The sequence below is a fragment of the Dietzia sp. ANT_WB102 genome, from assembly GCF_008369165.1.
Lineage (GTDB): Bacteria > Actinomycetota > Actinomycetes > Mycobacteriales > Mycobacteriaceae > Dietzia.
The window spans coordinates 1,742,144-1,756,044 of sequence record NZ_VOBA01000001.1; the positions used below are offsets into that span (position 1 = coordinate 1,742,144).

At 69.8% G+C, this 13,901-nt stretch carries 15 protein-coding genes; 5 read left to right on the forward strand and 10 right to left on the reverse strand.

Annotation, left to right across the window (positions count from 1 at the left end):
• The first annotated feature begins 46 nt into the window (after positions 1-46).
• The 3 genes from FQ137_RS08085 to FQ137_RS08095 are packed head-to-tail and all read left to right on the forward strand — an operon-like array spanning position 47 to position 2,009.
• Positions 47-619, forward strand: coding sequence for a hypothetical protein (locus tag FQ137_RS08085; RefSeq protein WP_149291931.1), 573 nt, complete (start codon positions 47-49; stop codon positions 617-619).
• Complete coding sequence (locus FQ137_RS08090) at positions 616-1,020, forward strand: BlaI/MecI/CopY family transcriptional regulator (RefSeq protein WP_149291932.1); 405 nt, start codon at positions 616-618, stop codon at positions 1,018-1,020. The genes FQ137_RS08085 and FQ137_RS08090 overlap by 4 nt, the downstream gene beginning before the upstream one ends.
• Complete coding sequence (locus FQ137_RS08095; RefSeq protein WP_149291933.1) at positions 1,017-2,009, forward strand: M56 family metallopeptidase; 993 nt, start codon at positions 1,017-1,019, stop codon at positions 2,007-2,009. The genes FQ137_RS08090 and FQ137_RS08095 overlap by 4 nt, the downstream gene beginning before the upstream one ends.
• Here the strand turns inward: FQ137_RS08095 and FQ137_RS08100 are convergent.
• From FQ137_RS08100 to FQ137_RS08120, 5 genes are read right to left on the reverse strand one after another with little or no spacing between them, the layout of a single operon-like run.
• On the reverse strand, positions 1,993-3,438 hold the full coding sequence (locus tag FQ137_RS08100) for a GH1 family beta-glucosidase (RefSeq protein ID WP_255583804.1): 1,446 nt from the start codon (positions 3,436-3,438) through the stop codon (positions 1,993-1,995). The genes FQ137_RS08095 and FQ137_RS08100 overlap by 17 nt on opposite strands.
• 5 nt (positions 3,439-3,443) lie before the next feature.
• A complete protein-coding gene (locus FQ137_RS08105; RefSeq protein ID WP_149291934.1) occupies positions 3,444-4,670 on the reverse strand; it encodes an MFS transporter in 1,227 nt (408 codons plus the stop codon).
• On the reverse strand, positions 4,667-6,373 hold the full coding sequence (locus tag FQ137_RS08110; protein ID WP_255583805.1) for a hypothetical protein: 1,707 nt from the start codon (positions 6,371-6,373) through the stop codon (positions 4,667-4,669). Before FQ137_RS08110 ends, FQ137_RS08105 begins: the two co-directional genes overlap by 4 nt.
• A gap of 58 nt (positions 6,374-6,431) precedes the next feature.
• Positions 6,432-7,397: an LLM class F420-dependent oxidoreductase gene (locus FQ137_RS08115; RefSeq protein WP_149291935.1), complete on the reverse strand. Its 966-nt coding sequence runs from the start codon at positions 7,395-7,397 to the stop codon at positions 6,432-6,434.
• Positions 7,398-7,417: 20 nt separating this feature from the next.
• Positions 7,418-9,100 carry a peptide chain release factor 3 gene (locus FQ137_RS08120; protein WP_149291936.1) on the reverse strand — a complete coding sequence of 561 codons (1,683 nt, stop codon included), beginning with the start codon at positions 9,098-9,100 and terminating at the stop codon, positions 7,418-7,420.
• Between the two features lie 202 nt (positions 9,101-9,302).
• On the opposite strand from FQ137_RS08120, the gene FQ137_RS08125 reads away from it, so the two are divergent.
• Positions 9,303-9,758, forward strand: coding sequence for a DUF6508 domain-containing protein (locus tag FQ137_RS08125; RefSeq protein ID WP_149291937.1), 456 nt, complete (start codon positions 9,303-9,305; stop codon positions 9,756-9,758).
• A gap of 30 nt (positions 9,759-9,788) precedes the next feature.
• Here the strand turns inward: FQ137_RS08125 and FQ137_RS08130 are convergent, their stop codons facing one another.
• From FQ137_RS08130 to FQ137_RS08140, 3 genes are read right to left on the reverse strand one after another with little or no spacing between them, the layout of a single operon-like run.
• Positions 9,789-10,247 (reverse strand): DUF1990 domain-containing protein, encoded by a 459-nt coding sequence (locus tag FQ137_RS08130; protein ID WP_149291938.1) that lies wholly within the window; start codon positions 10,245-10,247, stop codon positions 9,789-9,791.
• The gene (pth, locus tag FQ137_RS08135; protein ID WP_149291939.1) at positions 10,244-10,852 is read right to left on the reverse strand and encodes an aminoacyl-tRNA hydrolase; all 609 of its coding nucleotides are present in this window, start codon (positions 10,850-10,852) and stop codon (positions 10,244-10,246) included. Before pth ends, FQ137_RS08130 begins: the two co-directional genes overlap by 4 nt.
• 45 nt (positions 10,853-10,897) lie before the next feature.
• The gene (locus FQ137_RS08140) at positions 10,898-11,794 is read right to left on the reverse strand and encodes a LysR family transcriptional regulator ArgP (RefSeq protein WP_149291940.1); all 897 of its coding nucleotides are present in this window, start codon (positions 11,792-11,794) and stop codon (positions 10,898-10,900) included.
• 68 nt (positions 11,795-11,862) lie between these two features.
• Between FQ137_RS08140 and FQ137_RS08145 the strand changes: the two genes are divergently transcribed.
• Positions 11,863-12,480 carry a LysE/ArgO family amino acid transporter gene (locus FQ137_RS08145; protein ID WP_149291941.1) on the forward strand — a complete coding sequence of 206 codons (618 nt, stop codon included), beginning with the start codon at positions 11,863-11,865 and terminating at the stop codon, positions 12,478-12,480.
• A gap of 170 nt (positions 12,481-12,650) precedes the next feature.
• Here the strand turns inward: FQ137_RS08145 and FQ137_RS08150 are convergent, their stop codons facing one another.
• Together FQ137_RS08150 and arsC are read right to left on the reverse strand one after the other, a co-directional pair.
• The gene (locus FQ137_RS08150) at positions 12,651-13,277 is read right to left on the reverse strand and encodes a 50S ribosomal protein L25/general stress protein Ctc (protein ID WP_149291942.1); all 627 of its coding nucleotides are present in this window, start codon (positions 13,275-13,277) and stop codon (positions 12,651-12,653) included.
• 282 nt (positions 13,278-13,559) lie between these two features.
• Positions 13,560-13,901 carry an arsenate reductase (glutaredoxin) gene (gene arsC, locus FQ137_RS08155; RefSeq protein ID WP_149291943.1) on the reverse strand — a complete coding sequence of 114 codons (342 nt, stop codon included), beginning with the start codon at positions 13,899-13,901 and terminating at the stop codon, positions 13,560-13,562.

The following is a 13,901-nucleotide window of genomic DNA, read 5'->3' on the forward strand; positions in this document are numbered from 1 at the left end:
CATAGTCGACTATCGCACGTAGTCGATAGGTGGCATCATGGTCGCCATGGACCGCCCCCGACGTTCACTTTCGTCTCCAGCCCGGACTCTGACCCTGGCCGCGCAGGGCCTGCGGACGTGGGGCCCCCGCCAGGTTCTGGTCGCCGCCGGTGTGTCGGTCGCCTTCGGGCTCCTGCTGGGGCTGGCGACGGTGCTCATCCCCAACCCGGTGTTCACCCGGGAGATCCCGCCGGTGTGGTGGAACTACCCGGTGTGGATCCTCACCTCGGTGCTGTCGGGGATGCTGGTCGCCACGTACGTGCGGGGTGACGAGGGCGGGGCTGCGGAGGCGGCGGGCGGACGAGGAGCCGTGGGAGATGACGACGACGAGGCCCGCCGGACGAGTCGGGTCGGCGTCGTCGGGGCCGTCCTCGCGTGGTTCGCGGTGGGATGTCCCGTGTGCAACAAGCTCGCGCTGCTGGCCTTGGGATATTCGGGCGCGATCACCTGGTTCGCGCCTGTGCAGCCCGTCCTGGCGATCCTGGCGCTGGCGCTGACCGGGGTGGCGCTGGCGATCCGGCTGCGCGGGCAGGTCGCCTGTGTGCTGCCTGCGCCTCGGACCACGGTGGCGACCCGATGACCGCAGACTCCGGGGACGTCACGATCGGGTCCGGGAGCGAGCCGCCCCGGCTTGGACCGCTGGAGACCCAGGTCATGGACCTGCTGTGGGATGAGGGCGCGTCGACGATCCGGCACCTCATCGACCGGCTACCCGGCGATTTCGCGTACACGACCATCGCCACCGTGCTGTCCAACTTGCACCGCAAGGAGCTGGTGGACGCGGGCAAACGCGGGAGGTCGACCGTCTACTGCGCACGCGGGACACGGGAGGAGCACGTCGCCTCGGTGATGAACCACGCGCTGGGGACGAGCCGGGACCGGGCGGCGTCGATTCTGCACTTCGCTGAACGCATCCCGGACAGCGAGCTGGACCTGCTGCGTGACTATCTGAACCGCCGCGACCATGGGAGCCGAGCGTGACGCACGGGGTACTGGCCGCGCTGCTCATCGGCGGACTGGTGGTCACGGCAGTGGCGGGCCCGCGCGTGCTGCGCGCCGCGGCGCCCCTGCTCATGCGGGTGCCGCGCCTGGCGGTGGGGCTGCTCTTGGCCGGGACCCTCGCGTGGGTGCTGAGCATGCTCGCGGTGGGGCCCGTGCTGGCCTGGGTGCTGACCGGCCCGGTGCTTCTGCCGTCCGGCGCGGCGCAGGTGTGCGAGAAGTGCCTGGCCGCGGCCAACCCCTTCGGCGGTCGGACGGTCGACGCGGGCGTCCCGGCGGCTCTGTTGCTGGCGGCGCCTATCGCGGTTACTGTGCTCTCGCTGGGATCGCTCGGCGGGCAGGTACGTCGGCGTCACCGGGGCACGCTGCGGTCGGCGCGCCAGTTTCGTGAGCGGGCACGCCGCCGCTCCGTGGCCGGCTACGACGTGCTGCTGGTGGAGGACCGGCACCCGTTCGCGCTCAGTCTCCCGCGCCGTCACGGGGGCATCGTCGTGTCGACGGGGGCGGTGGCTCTGCTCGGCACCGACGAGCTCCGGGCGGTCCTGGCCCATGAGGACGCCCACCTGCGGCAACGCCACCACCTCCTCACCGCACTGGTCGATGGGCTGACCACGAGACTGCGGTGGGTCCCACTGCTGGGTGCGGCCGCTGACGCGTTCGGCCACTATCTGGAGATCGCCGCGGACGCCGACGCCCGTCGCGTGTCCGGCACCCCGGCGCTCGCCTCCGCTCTGCTGGTGCTGGGGCAGCACGGTCGGCCTCTCGACGCCGATGATGCTGCCGGACACGACGTCGAGGGTGTCCTGCACGCACTCGGTCCGGACCGGATTCGCCACCTTGTGCAACCGGGTCGCGGCACCGCGGGCGTGGTCGCGACGGTGACCGGGGTGGGCTGCCTGCTCGCTCTGACGGTGCTAGCCGGCATCGTGCACGTGCCCTACGTGATGGTGGTCCTCACCGGCTGTGTCTGACCCGGTCGATGAGGTCGCGGTACCAGTACCACGAATTCTTGCGGGTCCGTTGGAGGGTGTCGAAGTCCACGTGGACGAGGCCGAACCGCTCGCCGTACCCGGCCGCCCACTCGAAGTTGTCCATCGCCGACCACACGTAGTAGCCGCGAACGTCCACCCCGGCAGCGATCGCCTCGCTGACCGCGGTCAGGTGCGCCCGCAGGTAGTCGATCCGCCGGACATCGTGGACCGCGCCGTCGGGGCCGGGCCCATCGTCGTACGAGCAGCCGTTCTCGGTGATGGTGACGGGCGGTAGGCCGGGGTAGCGCTCGTGCAGGGTGCGCAGGATCTCGGTCAGCCCGGACGGCACCACGGGCCAGTCGAAGTCGGTCCGTTCGACGCCTTCGATCCGGACGGGGGAGAACGGCATGTCGGCGGGGAAGTCCACCTCGAGGATGCCCGAGTAGTCCTTGCCGGGTTTCGGGGCTTCGATCACCGTCGGTTCGTAGTAGTTGACGCCGTAGTGGTCCAGGGGCTCGGACATCACCCCGAGGTCGTCCTCGAGCTGGCCAGCGGTCAGGCCGGCGGAGGTCGCGACGAGTTCGGCGACAAAGTCATCCGGGTAGCGGCCAGCTAGGACGGGGTCGGCGAACGTCCAGTTGGTGAGGATGCGGAACAGGTCGGCGGCCTCTACGTCTTCGGGGGAGTCCGATGCCGGGTGGACCGGGAAGTGCTGTTGGACCACCCCCACCTCGTGGTGGTCTCCGGCTGCCCGGATGGCGTGGACGGCGAGCCCGTGTGCACGCAGGAGATTATGGGCGACGGGCATGCAGTCCAGGCCCATCCCGAGGGCAGGGGCATGGTCGGTGAGCGCGTGCCCGTACAGGGTGTGAACGTTCATCTCGTTGAGCGTCCACCACTGGTGCACCCGGTCACCGAGGGCGTCAACCATGATGGCGGCGTAGTCGGCCAGCGCATCGGAGGTCGACCGTTCCAGCCAGCCGCCGGCCGACTGCAGGGCCTGCGGCAGATCCCAGTGGTACAGGGTCGGCACCGGTCGGATGCCGGCGGTCAGCAGTTCGTCGACGAGCCGTGAGTAGAAGTCCATGCCGCGCTGGTTGACGGTGCCGCGGCCCTCGGGCAGCACCCGCGACCACGAGATCGAGAAGCGGTATTCGTCGATCCCCAGTTGGGCCAGGTCTCGGACGTCGTCGGCGGACCGGTGGTAGTGGTCGCAGGCCACTGCGGGGGTGTGGCCGCCGCGAATCCGGCCGGGTTCGGTGGCGAAGATGTCCCAGATGCTGGGTCCGCGGCCATCGGTCTCGGCGGCACCCTCGATCTGGGCGGCGGCCGTGGCGGTGCCCCAGCGGAAGCCGGAGGGCAGCACCGGGTCGGGGGGCGCGACCGGCATGGGGTCGGCGGGCGAGGTGACAGACGAGGCGGTCGACATGGGTCCTATCTGATGGATCGTAGGGGCAGGGTGCACAGGGCGGCGGCCACGGCGATCATCGCGCCGACTACGTACAAGGCCGGGTATCCGGCGGCGGACAGGACGATGGGCGCGGCGAGTGTGGGCGCAACGACCTGGGGCAGCGAGTTGGCGATGTTGGCGAGCCCCAGCAGCGTGCCGGAGGTGGTGTCGTCGGCGAGTGTGGAGGTGATGATCGCCATGTCGACGCCGATGAACAGGCCCCACCCGAGACCGAGGACCGTGGCGGCGGCCAGGACCATCGGCATCGTCGCGGCCACGGCGAGCAGGACCAGCCCACCGGCGGTGAGGAGTGCCCCGGCCAGTGCGAACACGCGTCGCCGGGCCAGCCGGTCGGAGATGGTGCCGGTCAGCCCGGCGCACAACGCGGACAGCGTCAGGGTGATCACGGTGACGAGGAGGACCGCGGCGGCGACGTCGTCGGCCTGCACCACCTCCTCGAGGAAGAAGTACAGGTAGATGAGCAGGATCGCGTTGGTGAGGTTCATGAGGAACCGCAGCATCCACGCCCACAGATAGTCGTGGGTGGGGCGGAAGTTCTGCACCCCGCGGCCGCGTGGAGCCTCCGGTGGTGGCGCGGGGTGACCGTGGTGGACCAGCACGATCGCGGCGAGCAGCACGGGGGTGAGCAGGGCCAGCACGAGGTAGCCGACGGTGCTGGCACCCACGGCCTCTGCAACCACGGTCCCGGCGATGACGCCGACGATCTGCCCGACCCCGAACAGGGAGCCGACGGTCCCTCGCTGGCTGCCCGGGACGCGGTCGGCGATGAGGGCGGCCAGTACGGCGAACGGTCCGTTGAGCCCCAGCTGCACGAGCACCCAGCCGGCGAGGGTGGCGGGGCCGGTGGTCGCGGTGAACAGCACTATCTGGCCGGCGACCCCGACGGCGGTGCCCACGTAGACCACGGGCATGCGGGTGCCGAACCGGGTGCGGCAGCGGTCGGAGACGAATCCCCACAGCGGGGTGGCGACCAGCGCGACCGCGGCGCCGACGCCGACCACCAGGGCGAGCAGCTTCTCCCGGTCGCCGGGGCCGGCGATCTGGTCGGCCTGGGCGGGAAGCAGGATCTGCAGCGGGCCGAACCAGGAGGCGAATACTGCCACCACGCCCAGCGTGAGCGCGATGATCCAGATCGCCCCGACCGGACGGTCGGTGACGGGCGCGGCCGGTGCGGCCCCGCCTCTGCTCATCTGGCCTGTTCCCAGTTGGCAGTCCACGCCTCGGCGCCGCCCATGAGTTGGCGCTCCAACTCGGCGCGGTCAGCACCGGCCCGGTGCAACAGGTCGGCGGCCCAGTCGGCGTAGAGGCCGTACTGCGCCACCCCGTCGGTGTTGAGGTCGTACGTGCGCTCGCCGAACCGCCACCTGTCCATCACTTCGCCGCTGAGGGCGGTGAACGGGTAGACCAGCGGGTCACCGGCCGCACTCGGCCGCGGCTCGGCGAGTGGCGCAAGACCGTTGACGTCCGAACCGAATCCGTAGCCGTCGAACGGTCGGGTGGCGCCGGCGGTGGTGGCCCGCCACTGCTCGAGGAAGCCGGTCTCGAAGTTCTCTGTGGCCTCGGCGGGCCAGGCGAACGCGGCGACGAACCCGCCCTGCTCGTGCACCCGGCGAGTGATGCCCTGGGTAGCCCAGTTGTGGTCCACAACGAGGCCGGTGTATCCGGCCTCTGCGGCCATGTCGAGGGTGCGGTGGGCGGTCTTGACGCCCATGTGGTCGATGTTGATCACCATGCCGCGCGCCATCAACCCGCGGATCGCGTGTTCACCCAGCGGGGTCAGGCCGCGGACGTTGCACAGCGGGGTCTCGGGATAGACGGGCAGCGCCACGCCCGCCGGAGCTCCCGAGGATGCCGTGGCTAGTCCGTCGGCGACGGGCGTGCTGGCCAGGGGCTGATCGTGGTCGGCGTCGGGGCCGGTGCACGGTTCGGTCTCCCAGAAGCGTTGCGTGCCGAGCTTGTTGCCGATGTTCACCGCCAGCCCGGCCAGTTCCTCGTCCATGCGGGCGCCGCCGAGGGCATTGTCGAACTTGTGGACCGGGAACACCGTGGACACACCCCATGAGGCGAATTCGTCGAGTCCGCGGTCGATGTCCTCGGCTGTGCACATCGGCACGTCGTCGACCTCTCGGCAGCCGAACGGCTCGGATGCCTCCACTCCCAGCGTCACGGCGAGTTTTCCCTCGGCGGCGATCGTCCGGACGTCGGCCGGGGAGCGGGCGATCCGGAACCACCCCTGCCCGGGCCCGCCGTTCTCGGCGTCGATGTGGGCTTCCATCCTGTTGAGATAGTCCACCTGTCGGCGCAGCTGGGCCATCTCGTCGCACGAGGACCGCGCGGGGACCCCGAGGCCGACGAGGGTCTCGCACAGCACTCGATTGGCGACGAGATGGTTGTTGAGTACCCGTAGGCCGCCCCGCCAGGCCCGCTCGATACCGGTGTAGTAGGCCTGCTCGTGGAGTTGGGAGTCGTGTGTCGGCCACTGCTCGAACGTGGGGAACCCTTGCGTCCCGCCGGGTAGCGCGGTGCCACCGAGGATGGATTCGAGCAGTGAGAAGGGCCCGGTGCCCGAGTGGGTGGGGCAGTCCGCCATCGCTTCCGCGAGGCCTCCCGGCGCGAACGGTTCGCCGCAGCGCAGGGCACCGCCGAACGCCTGCGATGCCGCGATATGGGTGTGGGCGTCCACCATTCCTCTGATCGGAGTGCTGCCGATGGGAGCGCCGTTGATGGGAGTGCCGCTGTTCGGTTCGGCCGCCGTGGCAGGCGGGGAACCGACGGTGGTGACCGCCGCGGTGAGGGGTGTTGCCAGGGCGACGACGGCGAGGACCGCCATCGCCGCCCTCGCCCACGTTCCGGAGTGTGCCGATCGTGCTGTCGTCGCACCGGGAGCCGCCATGGCCTGACCATAATCCGGAGGTCCGACGGTCGGGGCGGTTTCGCGCGCCGGGCGAGCGCTAGAGCTGTCGCGCCACCTCGGAGGCGACGAGCTCGAGGTGGTCGAGATCGGACATGTCTAGCACCTGCAGGTAGATGCGCCGTGCGCCGACCGCTGCGTACCTGCCGATCGTGTCCACGACCTCCTCCGGGGTCCCGGCGGCCCCGTTCGCGCGCAGCTCGTCGACCTCGCGGCCGATGGCGTCCGCGCGGCGGGAGAGCTCCGCCTCGTCGCGTCCACAGCACAGGACGAGCGCGGCCGAGCGGACGATCTCTTCGGGTGCCCGTCCGCGGGCGGCGCACGCCTCGTCGACGCGGCGGTACTGGGTCGCGACGGTGTCGACGTCTGCGAATGGCACGTTGAACTCGTCGGCGAACCGGGCGGCCAACGCGGGGGTGCGGCGCTTTCCGTGCCCGCCCACGATGACCGGCGGCCGCTGCTGCACCGGTTTGGGCAGTCCGGGAGAGTCCGTCAACGACACCCGTTTTCCGGGAACGGTGACGGTCTCACCCGCCGGGGTGGACCAGAGGGTCTCGAGCGCACCGAGGGTGTCCTCGAGCAGGTCGAACCGTTCACCGAGCGGCGGGAAGGGGATGCCGTACGCGGTGTGCTCGTCGGAGTACCAGCCGGCACCGAGGCCCACATCGAGGCGCCCACCGGACATCTCGTCGACCTGGGCCATCGAGATTGCGAGCGGTCCGAGGTGGCGGAATGTCACCGAGGTGAGCAACGTGCCGAGCCGGATGGAGGAGGTCTCGCGTGCCAGGCCTGCCAGGGTGAGCCACGCGTCGGTGGGCCCGGGCAGACCGCTGACGTCGCCCATCTTGAGGTAGTGGTCCGAGCGGAAGAAGGCCTCGTATCCGAGGTCCTCGGCGGCGCGGGCGACGGCGAGTTGGTCCCCGTACGTCGCGCCCTGCTGCGGCTCGACGAAGACGCGGAGGCTCACCGCGGTATCGGCGTGGTGCGGGGTGGGATCGGCTGGCATGACGTCCAGCATGCCAGCCGTCAGTTGGTGTCGGCGACCAGTGGCTCGATGGTGAGGTGGTCCATCTCCTTGGTGATGTACTGCAGGCGCCACTTGTCACCGAACAGGGCCAGCAGTTCGCCGTCGGTGCGCTGAAAGACTTCGACTCCGCGTTGGCGCCCGAGCTCGTCTGCGGAGTCGGCGTCGGTGCGGCGGGCGATCGTATACGGCAGGTTGTCCACCAGGACCTCGACGTTGAACTCGGCCTTCATCCGGGCAGTGACGACCTCGAACTGCATGGGACCGACCGCGGCCATGACCGGGTTGGCGTCGCCGCGGGTGTCGTTGCGCAGGATCTGCACCACGCCCTCGGCGGCGAGCTGGTCGATGGCCTTGCGGAACTGCTTGTACTTGCCGAGCGACTGGGCGCGGACCACCGCGAAGTGCTCGGGAGCGAACTGCGGGATCGGCGGGAACTGCACCTTCTTGCCGCTGTAGAGGGTGTCGCCGGGGGCCAGGGCAGTGGCGTTGACCAGTCCCACTACGTCGCCGGGGTAGGCGGTCTCGACGGTGGTGCGGTCGCGGCCGAACACCGTCAATGCGTACTTGGTGGTGAACGGCTTGCCCGTCTGCGCGTGCTGGACCACCATGCCGCGCTCGAATTCCCCGGAGACCACTCGCATGAACGCCAGGCGGTCGCGGTGGGCGGCGTCCATGCCAGCCTGCACCTTGAACACCATGGCAGAGAACGGGTCGGTGGTCTGGCGCGGCTCGCCCGAGATGGTTGGCCATTCGCGGGGCGGCGGGGCCAGCTCGACGAGCGCGTCGAGGATCTGGTGCACGCCGAAGTTGAGCATCGCCGAGGCGAAGATCACGGGGCTGGTCTCGCCGGCCAGGTAGAGCTCCTGGTCGTGGTCCTGGCCCATCGCCGACAGCAGTTCGGACTCCTCGACCGCGGTCTCCCACGCGTCTCCCTCGCGGGCGGCGGCGGTGTCCGGGTCGTAGTGCTCCTCGGGCGCGATTGTCGACCCGCCGGCGGTGCGGGTGAAGTGAACGTACTCCTCGGGTGCGCCGTCGGGGCCGCGCCGTAGCAGCCCGCGGTAGTCGCCCGCGATGCCCACTGGCATGAACAGCGGGGTGGGGACCAGGCCGATCTGCTCGGTGATCTCGTCGAGGAGTTCGAGCGGTGCCTGGCCGGGGCGGTCCCACTTGTTGATCACCGTGATGATCGGTAGGCCATTGTGCTTACATACCTGGAACAGCTTGAGCGTCTGCGGCTCCAGGCCTTTGGCAGCGTCGATGAGCATGACCGCCGCATCCACCGCGGTCAGGACACGGTAGGTGTCCTCGGAGAAGTCGGCGTGCCCGGGGGTGTCGACCAGGTTGATGACGTACGGGTCGTCGTGGGGATCCGAGCCCTCCGGCGCGTACGTGAACTGCAGTGCCGTGGAGCTGACGGAGATGCCGCGGGCCTTCTCCATCTCCATCCAGTCCGACACCGTGGAGCGCCGCCCGGACTTGCCGTGGACTGCGCCGGCCTCAGTGATGACGCGGGCGTGCAGCGCGAGCGCCTCGGTGAGCGTGGACTTACCGGCGTCCGGGTGAGCGATCACGGCAAAGGTGCGGCGCCTGGCGACCTCGGAGCGTACGTCGGTGCCGGCCCCGGACCCGTTCGGACCTGCAGCTAGTCCGGTCGCCCCAGTGTCCTCGGCGGTCTCCGTCACGCGTCCTCCTCCAGCTCCGCCGGCGCCTCGCCGTCGTCTTTCCAGGGTACGTGCGCGCACGTTCGACCACCCAATCCGGCGGTGCACCGCGCGGAGACGGCGCACGCGCGGGAAAGTCGAGGTCACACGGGCGCGCTGTCGGACTCGGGCGCTACGGTGCGCACCAGCAGCGTCACGGGACGCGCGGGAGCGGAGACGGCGTATGGGCGCGAGCAGGGACAGATCAGTAGTCGAGGACGGACGGGTACGGCAGGAGCGGAGGGCGGCGCTTCGGGACCTGGTCCCGGCGATCGAGCGGTTGCGCGGGCACGGCGAGGTCGAGTGGTCAGGGGGTGACCAGCAGGAGGACGGCTCGTTCACCTTCCGGTATCCGATCTACGACCGCGACACGCAGAAGGTCATGGAGGTCTGCAATGGGGGAGCGCTGACCGACTTCGACTACAGGCGAACGCTGGAACGTCATGGTGGGCACGGTCTGGGGAGTCAGGCACCTGACTTCGTAGCATTGGCGCGCGACTCGGACGAGGATCTCATCGTCGCGTTGCTCACCTGGATCATGCGATCCGAGAGGTTCGGCGCAGGTGACGTCGCGGCGGCGCTGGAGAACGGGGCGCTCGTGGCGCTCCTCGACCGGCTGCGGGAACTGTACGGGGAGTGACTGTGTCGGCGGGACGCCGCACGCGCCCCCTCAGCGCTCCTCGCGGAGTGCGTCGAGGTATCGGCGGGTGATCCGCTTCTGCTCGGCGCGAGCGACGGGCGCGGCGAGTCGAGGCAGGAGCGAAGCGTGCGCCGACTCGCCGGTGATGGTCAGCGTCACGGCGTCGGTGGCGCGATCGTGCTGTACGAGGAAAGTTTCCCAACCGCGTTCGGGGTGGCCGGGCAGGGCGCGATAGGTGAACCCGCGCGCGTCGGGCCGGTTGGTCACGGCGGTGACCTCGCACGGGGCGGCGAGTCGGAGCCAGGCGCCGGGACCTGTTCGGGGTCGGAGAGTGACGGTGCGGCCGGGGGTCGCGGGTCCGGTGGCAACGACGACGAGGCCCGCCCGGCGGTGCATGTCCCAGTTGACGAGGGCGCGGCTCGCGCGTTCGAAGAGGTCGGCCCCGGCGCCCAGGTGGGCCTCGTGCTCGAACCTCCGGGACCGCGTCACACCGAGTGGACCTGGTTCTGCGCCGTCTCCAGCCCGTGTTTGAGTAGGAGCTCGACGGCATCGGCCGCGTCCTGGACGAGGAACGGCACATCGGGCTGCTCGAGCTTGGAGAAGCGCTTGAGGACGAAGTCGGCCACTGCCATACGGCCGGGCGGTCGGCCGACACCGGCGCGGACCCGGATGTAGTCCTTCGTCCCCAGCGAGGTGGACATCGAGCGCAGTCCGTTGTGCCCGCCCTCCCCGCCGCCGCGCTTGAGTCGGACCTGGCCGAAGTCGATATCGATCTCGTCGTGGATCACGATGATGTCGGTGGGGTTGACGGAAAAGTACTTGGCCACGGCCGCGACCGGCCCGCCGGAGAGGTTCATGTAGCTGCGGGGGCGTGCCAGCACCACCGCCGTGTCGGCGAGGCGGGTCTGGGCGATCTCGCAGTTCGTCCGTTTGTGCGTGGAGAAACTTGCCGGCATAGGCAGGGCGCGGGACGCCAACTCCCGCAGGACGTCCCAGCCGATGTTGTGGCGGGTAGCCTCGTAGTCAGGTCCGGGGTTGGCCAGACCCACGATGAGCGTGGGGCCGGACGGCTCAGCGGTAGTCACACGGCCCATGATCCCAGACGCCGCCGCCCGGCAGCCCGGGTGCACCGGGTCGCCTCAACTGCGCAGCTCGATGCGGGCCGTGTCGAGGACCGCGGCGGTGAGGGCGTCGAGGTCGGGCGACTGCAGTTTCCAGTGCTGCCAGAACAGCGGGACGTCGAGGACGCGGTCGGGGGAGACGTCGACGATCTCTCCGGAGACCAGCCATGGGGTGGCGAGTTGCTCGGGGATCAGGCCCCAGCCCAGTCCTGCGACGATCGCGCGGACGTGATCGTGTGAGCTGGGGATGTAGTGGCGCGGCCCGGTGGGCTCGCGGCGGGCGAGGCGGCGGTAGTGGTGGTTCTGGTGGCCGTCGCTGCGGTCGAAATCGACGATGGGGGCCCGGCCGAGCGCGGCGGTCATCGACCCGTCCCGCAGGTGCCGCGACACGAAACCCGGGCTCGCACACGCCCGATACCGCATCGAGCCGAGCGGTTCTGAGCGGCACCCCTGGACCACCCGGGACTGGCTGGTCACCGCGGCCATCACCTCACCGCGGCGTAGCAGCTCGCTGGACAGCGACTCGTCCTCGCGGCGGATATCGAAGACCACCCGGCCCGCCCCGTGGACCTCGGTCATGGCGTCGAGGAACCACGTGGCCAGCGAGTCCGAGTTGCACGCCACGGCCAGCAACACGTGCTCCTGGGCGGATGCGGACGGGTCGAGTTCGCCGGCCAACGACTCCTCGAGATGAAGCATCTGGCGAGCCGTGCGCAGCACGATCTCGCCGGAGTCCGTCGCAGTGATCGGTCGCTCGCGGCGGACCAGGATCCGCCCCGCCGACTCCTCGAGTGCCCGGATCCTCTGCGACACCGCCGACTGGGTGAGGTGCAGGTGGGTCGCGGCCGCCTCGAACGAGCCAAGGTCCACCACGGCCACGAGGGTGCGGAGGTGATCAAGCTGAAGTGAGTTCATAAGCACAGCTAATGCTAGTGCAAATCGTGTAGTGGAACTACTGGGTCTCGCGCTCCTAATCTGAACCCGTGACCATTACTTCCACACTTCTCATGGGCGTCGGCATGGGCCTCGGGCTCATCGCCGCCGTCGGCGCGCAAAACGCCTACGTGTTGCAACGATCGATCCGTGGCGACGTGTCGATGATGCCGATCGTCGCGTTCTGCGTGGGGTCCGAGGCGGCGCTCATCCTGCTCGGGGTCGCCGGTGTGGGCGTGCTCACCGAGACGGCGCCCGGGGCGATCACGGTGATGAAGTGGATCGGGGTCGTGTTCCTGTTGGCCTATGGGGTGTTCGCGGCGTCGCGCGCGATCCGCCCCGGCGACGGATTGAAGGTTGATGGCGGTGGACGGGTCCCGTCGACGCTCGGGGCGGTGGCGGCATGCGCGGCGTTCACCTGGCTCAACCCGCACGCCTACCTCGACTCGGTGGTGTTTCTCGGGACGCTCGCCAATCAGCAGGGCGCCGACCTGCGGTGGGTGTTCGCGGCCGGGGCCTTTATCGCGGGCGTGCTGTGGTTCACGCTCATCGGCTTTGGGGGCAAGGCACTGCGGGGGCTTTTCTCCACCCCGGGGGCGTGGCGGGTGCTCGACGCCGGCATCGCCGTGATGATGCTCGTTCTCGCGATCGGTCTCGTCCGCGGCTGAGTCCGCGCAGTCTCGGACGACAGTGCGCCGCCGCGGATGCGGGGCGGCTGCGGGCACGGAAGTCGGAAAAATACAGAACGGGCCCGGATCGACACCGTGGTCGACCCGGGCCCGCGGCCCCTCGCCGCCTCTCAGGCGGCATACGCGTGTATCACGCGCGGGGATCGGTGTTACTCGCCGGCCTTGCCGGAGTCCTCGGCGGACTCGCCCTCTTCGTCCGACTCCTCATCGTCGCCCAGGTCGTCGCCCGTCGGGGCCTCGATGACGTTGACCAGCAGGGTCTCCGGGTCGGAGATCAGGGTGGCACCGGACGGCAGCGTGATGTCGGCGGCAGTGAACTGGGTGCCGGCCTCGACGCCCGCGACCGAGAGCTCGAAGTCCTCGGGGATGTCGGTCGCCTCGACCTCGATCTCGATGAAGTCGGCATCGGTGGTGACGAGAGTGCCGGGGGCGGCCTCGCCGACAACCAGGATGGCGATCTCGACGACGACCTTCTCGCCCTTCTTCACCACGAGCAGGTCGGTGTGCTCGATGACGCGCGTCAGCGGGTGCACATCGATCTGCTTGGGAAGCGCGAGCTGCTCCTTGCCGTCGACCTCGAGCGTGAGGAGCGAGTTGGTGCCGTGGTTACGCAGAACGGCAGCAAAGTCGAGCGCATTGAGCAGCAGGTGGCGCGGCTCGGTGTGGTGGCCGTACAGCACCGCGGGGACCTGGCCCTCGCGGCGGGCGCGGCGGGCGGAGCCCTTGCCGAACTCGGTGCGGGTGATGGTCTTGAGGTTGTTGATTTCCTTGGCCATGACTGCCTTTTCGTCGGGGTGGGAGCGCGTGACGCTCTGCGGGTGGTGACCTCCTCGGTGACCGAAACGATCGCCGAGGGCGGTCCACCGGGGACCACGCCGACAATGATCGCGTCGATAACGGAGCGACCCGGGTTGATTCGGGTCCTCCCTCGCCGAGATGACCCGCCCAGCCTAGCCCCGCGCGGTGCTGCACCCAAAATCGCCGGAACCCGCCGCTCCCGGGATAGAGGCGGCGGGTTCCGGTGCCGAGCACTGCAGCGCGATGTCAGCGTCGAGGCGTCAGAGGATCTCCTCGACCGCCGCCGTGGGGCGCGCGAGGCGGGTGCCCTTGTCGGTGACGACGAAAGGCCGCTCGATGAGCCGGGGGTGCGCGACCATCGCCGCGAGCAGATCCTCATCGGACGCATCGATGAGATCGAGTTCGGTGAACTCGGCTTCCTTGACACGCACCGCCTGCCGCACCGTCAGGCCGGCGTCGGTGATGAGTGTGCGCAACTGCTCGACGTCCGGGGGAGTGTCGAGGTACTTGATGATCGTCGGCTCCACACCCCGCTCCCGCAGCAGTTCCAGCGCCTGACGGGACTTGGAGCAGCGGGGGTTGTGGTAGATCGTCGCGTCCAT

What these genes read in the sequence shown, in the direction of transcription:
- FQ137_RS08085 (WP_149291931.1), top strand. Translation starts at nt 47, where the DNA reads ATGGACCGCCCCCGACGTTCACTTTCGTCTCCAGCCCGGACTCTGACC.
- FQ137_RS08090 (WP_149291932.1), top strand. Translation starts at nt 616, where the DNA reads ATGACCGCAGACTCCGGGGACGTCACGATCGGGTCCGGGAGCGAGCCG.
- FQ137_RS08100 (WP_255583804.1), bottom strand. Translation starts at nt 3,438, where the DNA reads ATGTCGACCGCCTCGTCTGTCACCTCGCCCGCCGACCCCATGCCGGTC.
- FQ137_RS08105 (WP_149291934.1), bottom strand. Translation starts at nt 4,670, where the DNA reads ATGAGCAGAGGCGGGGCCGCACCGGCCGCGCCCGTCACCGACCGTCCG.
- FQ137_RS08110 (WP_255583805.1), bottom strand. Translation starts at nt 6,373, where the DNA reads ATGGCGGCTCCCGGTGCGACGACAGCACGATCGGCACACTCCGGAACG.
- FQ137_RS08115 (WP_149291935.1), bottom strand. Translation starts at nt 7,397, where the DNA reads ATGCCAGCCGATCCCACCCCGCACCACGCCGATACCGCGGTGAGCCTC.
- FQ137_RS08125 (WP_149291937.1), top strand. Translation starts at nt 9,303, where the DNA reads ATGGGCGCGAGCAGGGACAGATCAGTAGTCGAGGACGGACGGGTACGG.
- pth (WP_149291939.1), bottom strand. Translation starts at nt 10,852, where the DNA reads ATGGGCCGTGTGACTACCGCTGAGCCGTCCGGCCCCACGCTCATCGTG.
- FQ137_RS08140 (WP_149291940.1), bottom strand. Translation starts at nt 11,794, where the DNA reads ATGAACTCACTTCAGCTTGATCACCTCCGCACCCTCGTGGCCGTGGTG.
- FQ137_RS08150 (WP_149291942.1), bottom strand. Translation starts at nt 13,277, where the DNA reads ATGGCCAAGGAAATCAACAACCTCAAGACCATCACCCGCACCGAGTTC.
- arsC (WP_149291943.1), bottom strand. Translation starts at nt 13,901, where the DNA reads ATGGACGCGACGATCTACCACAACCCCCGCTGCTCCAAGTCCCGTCAG.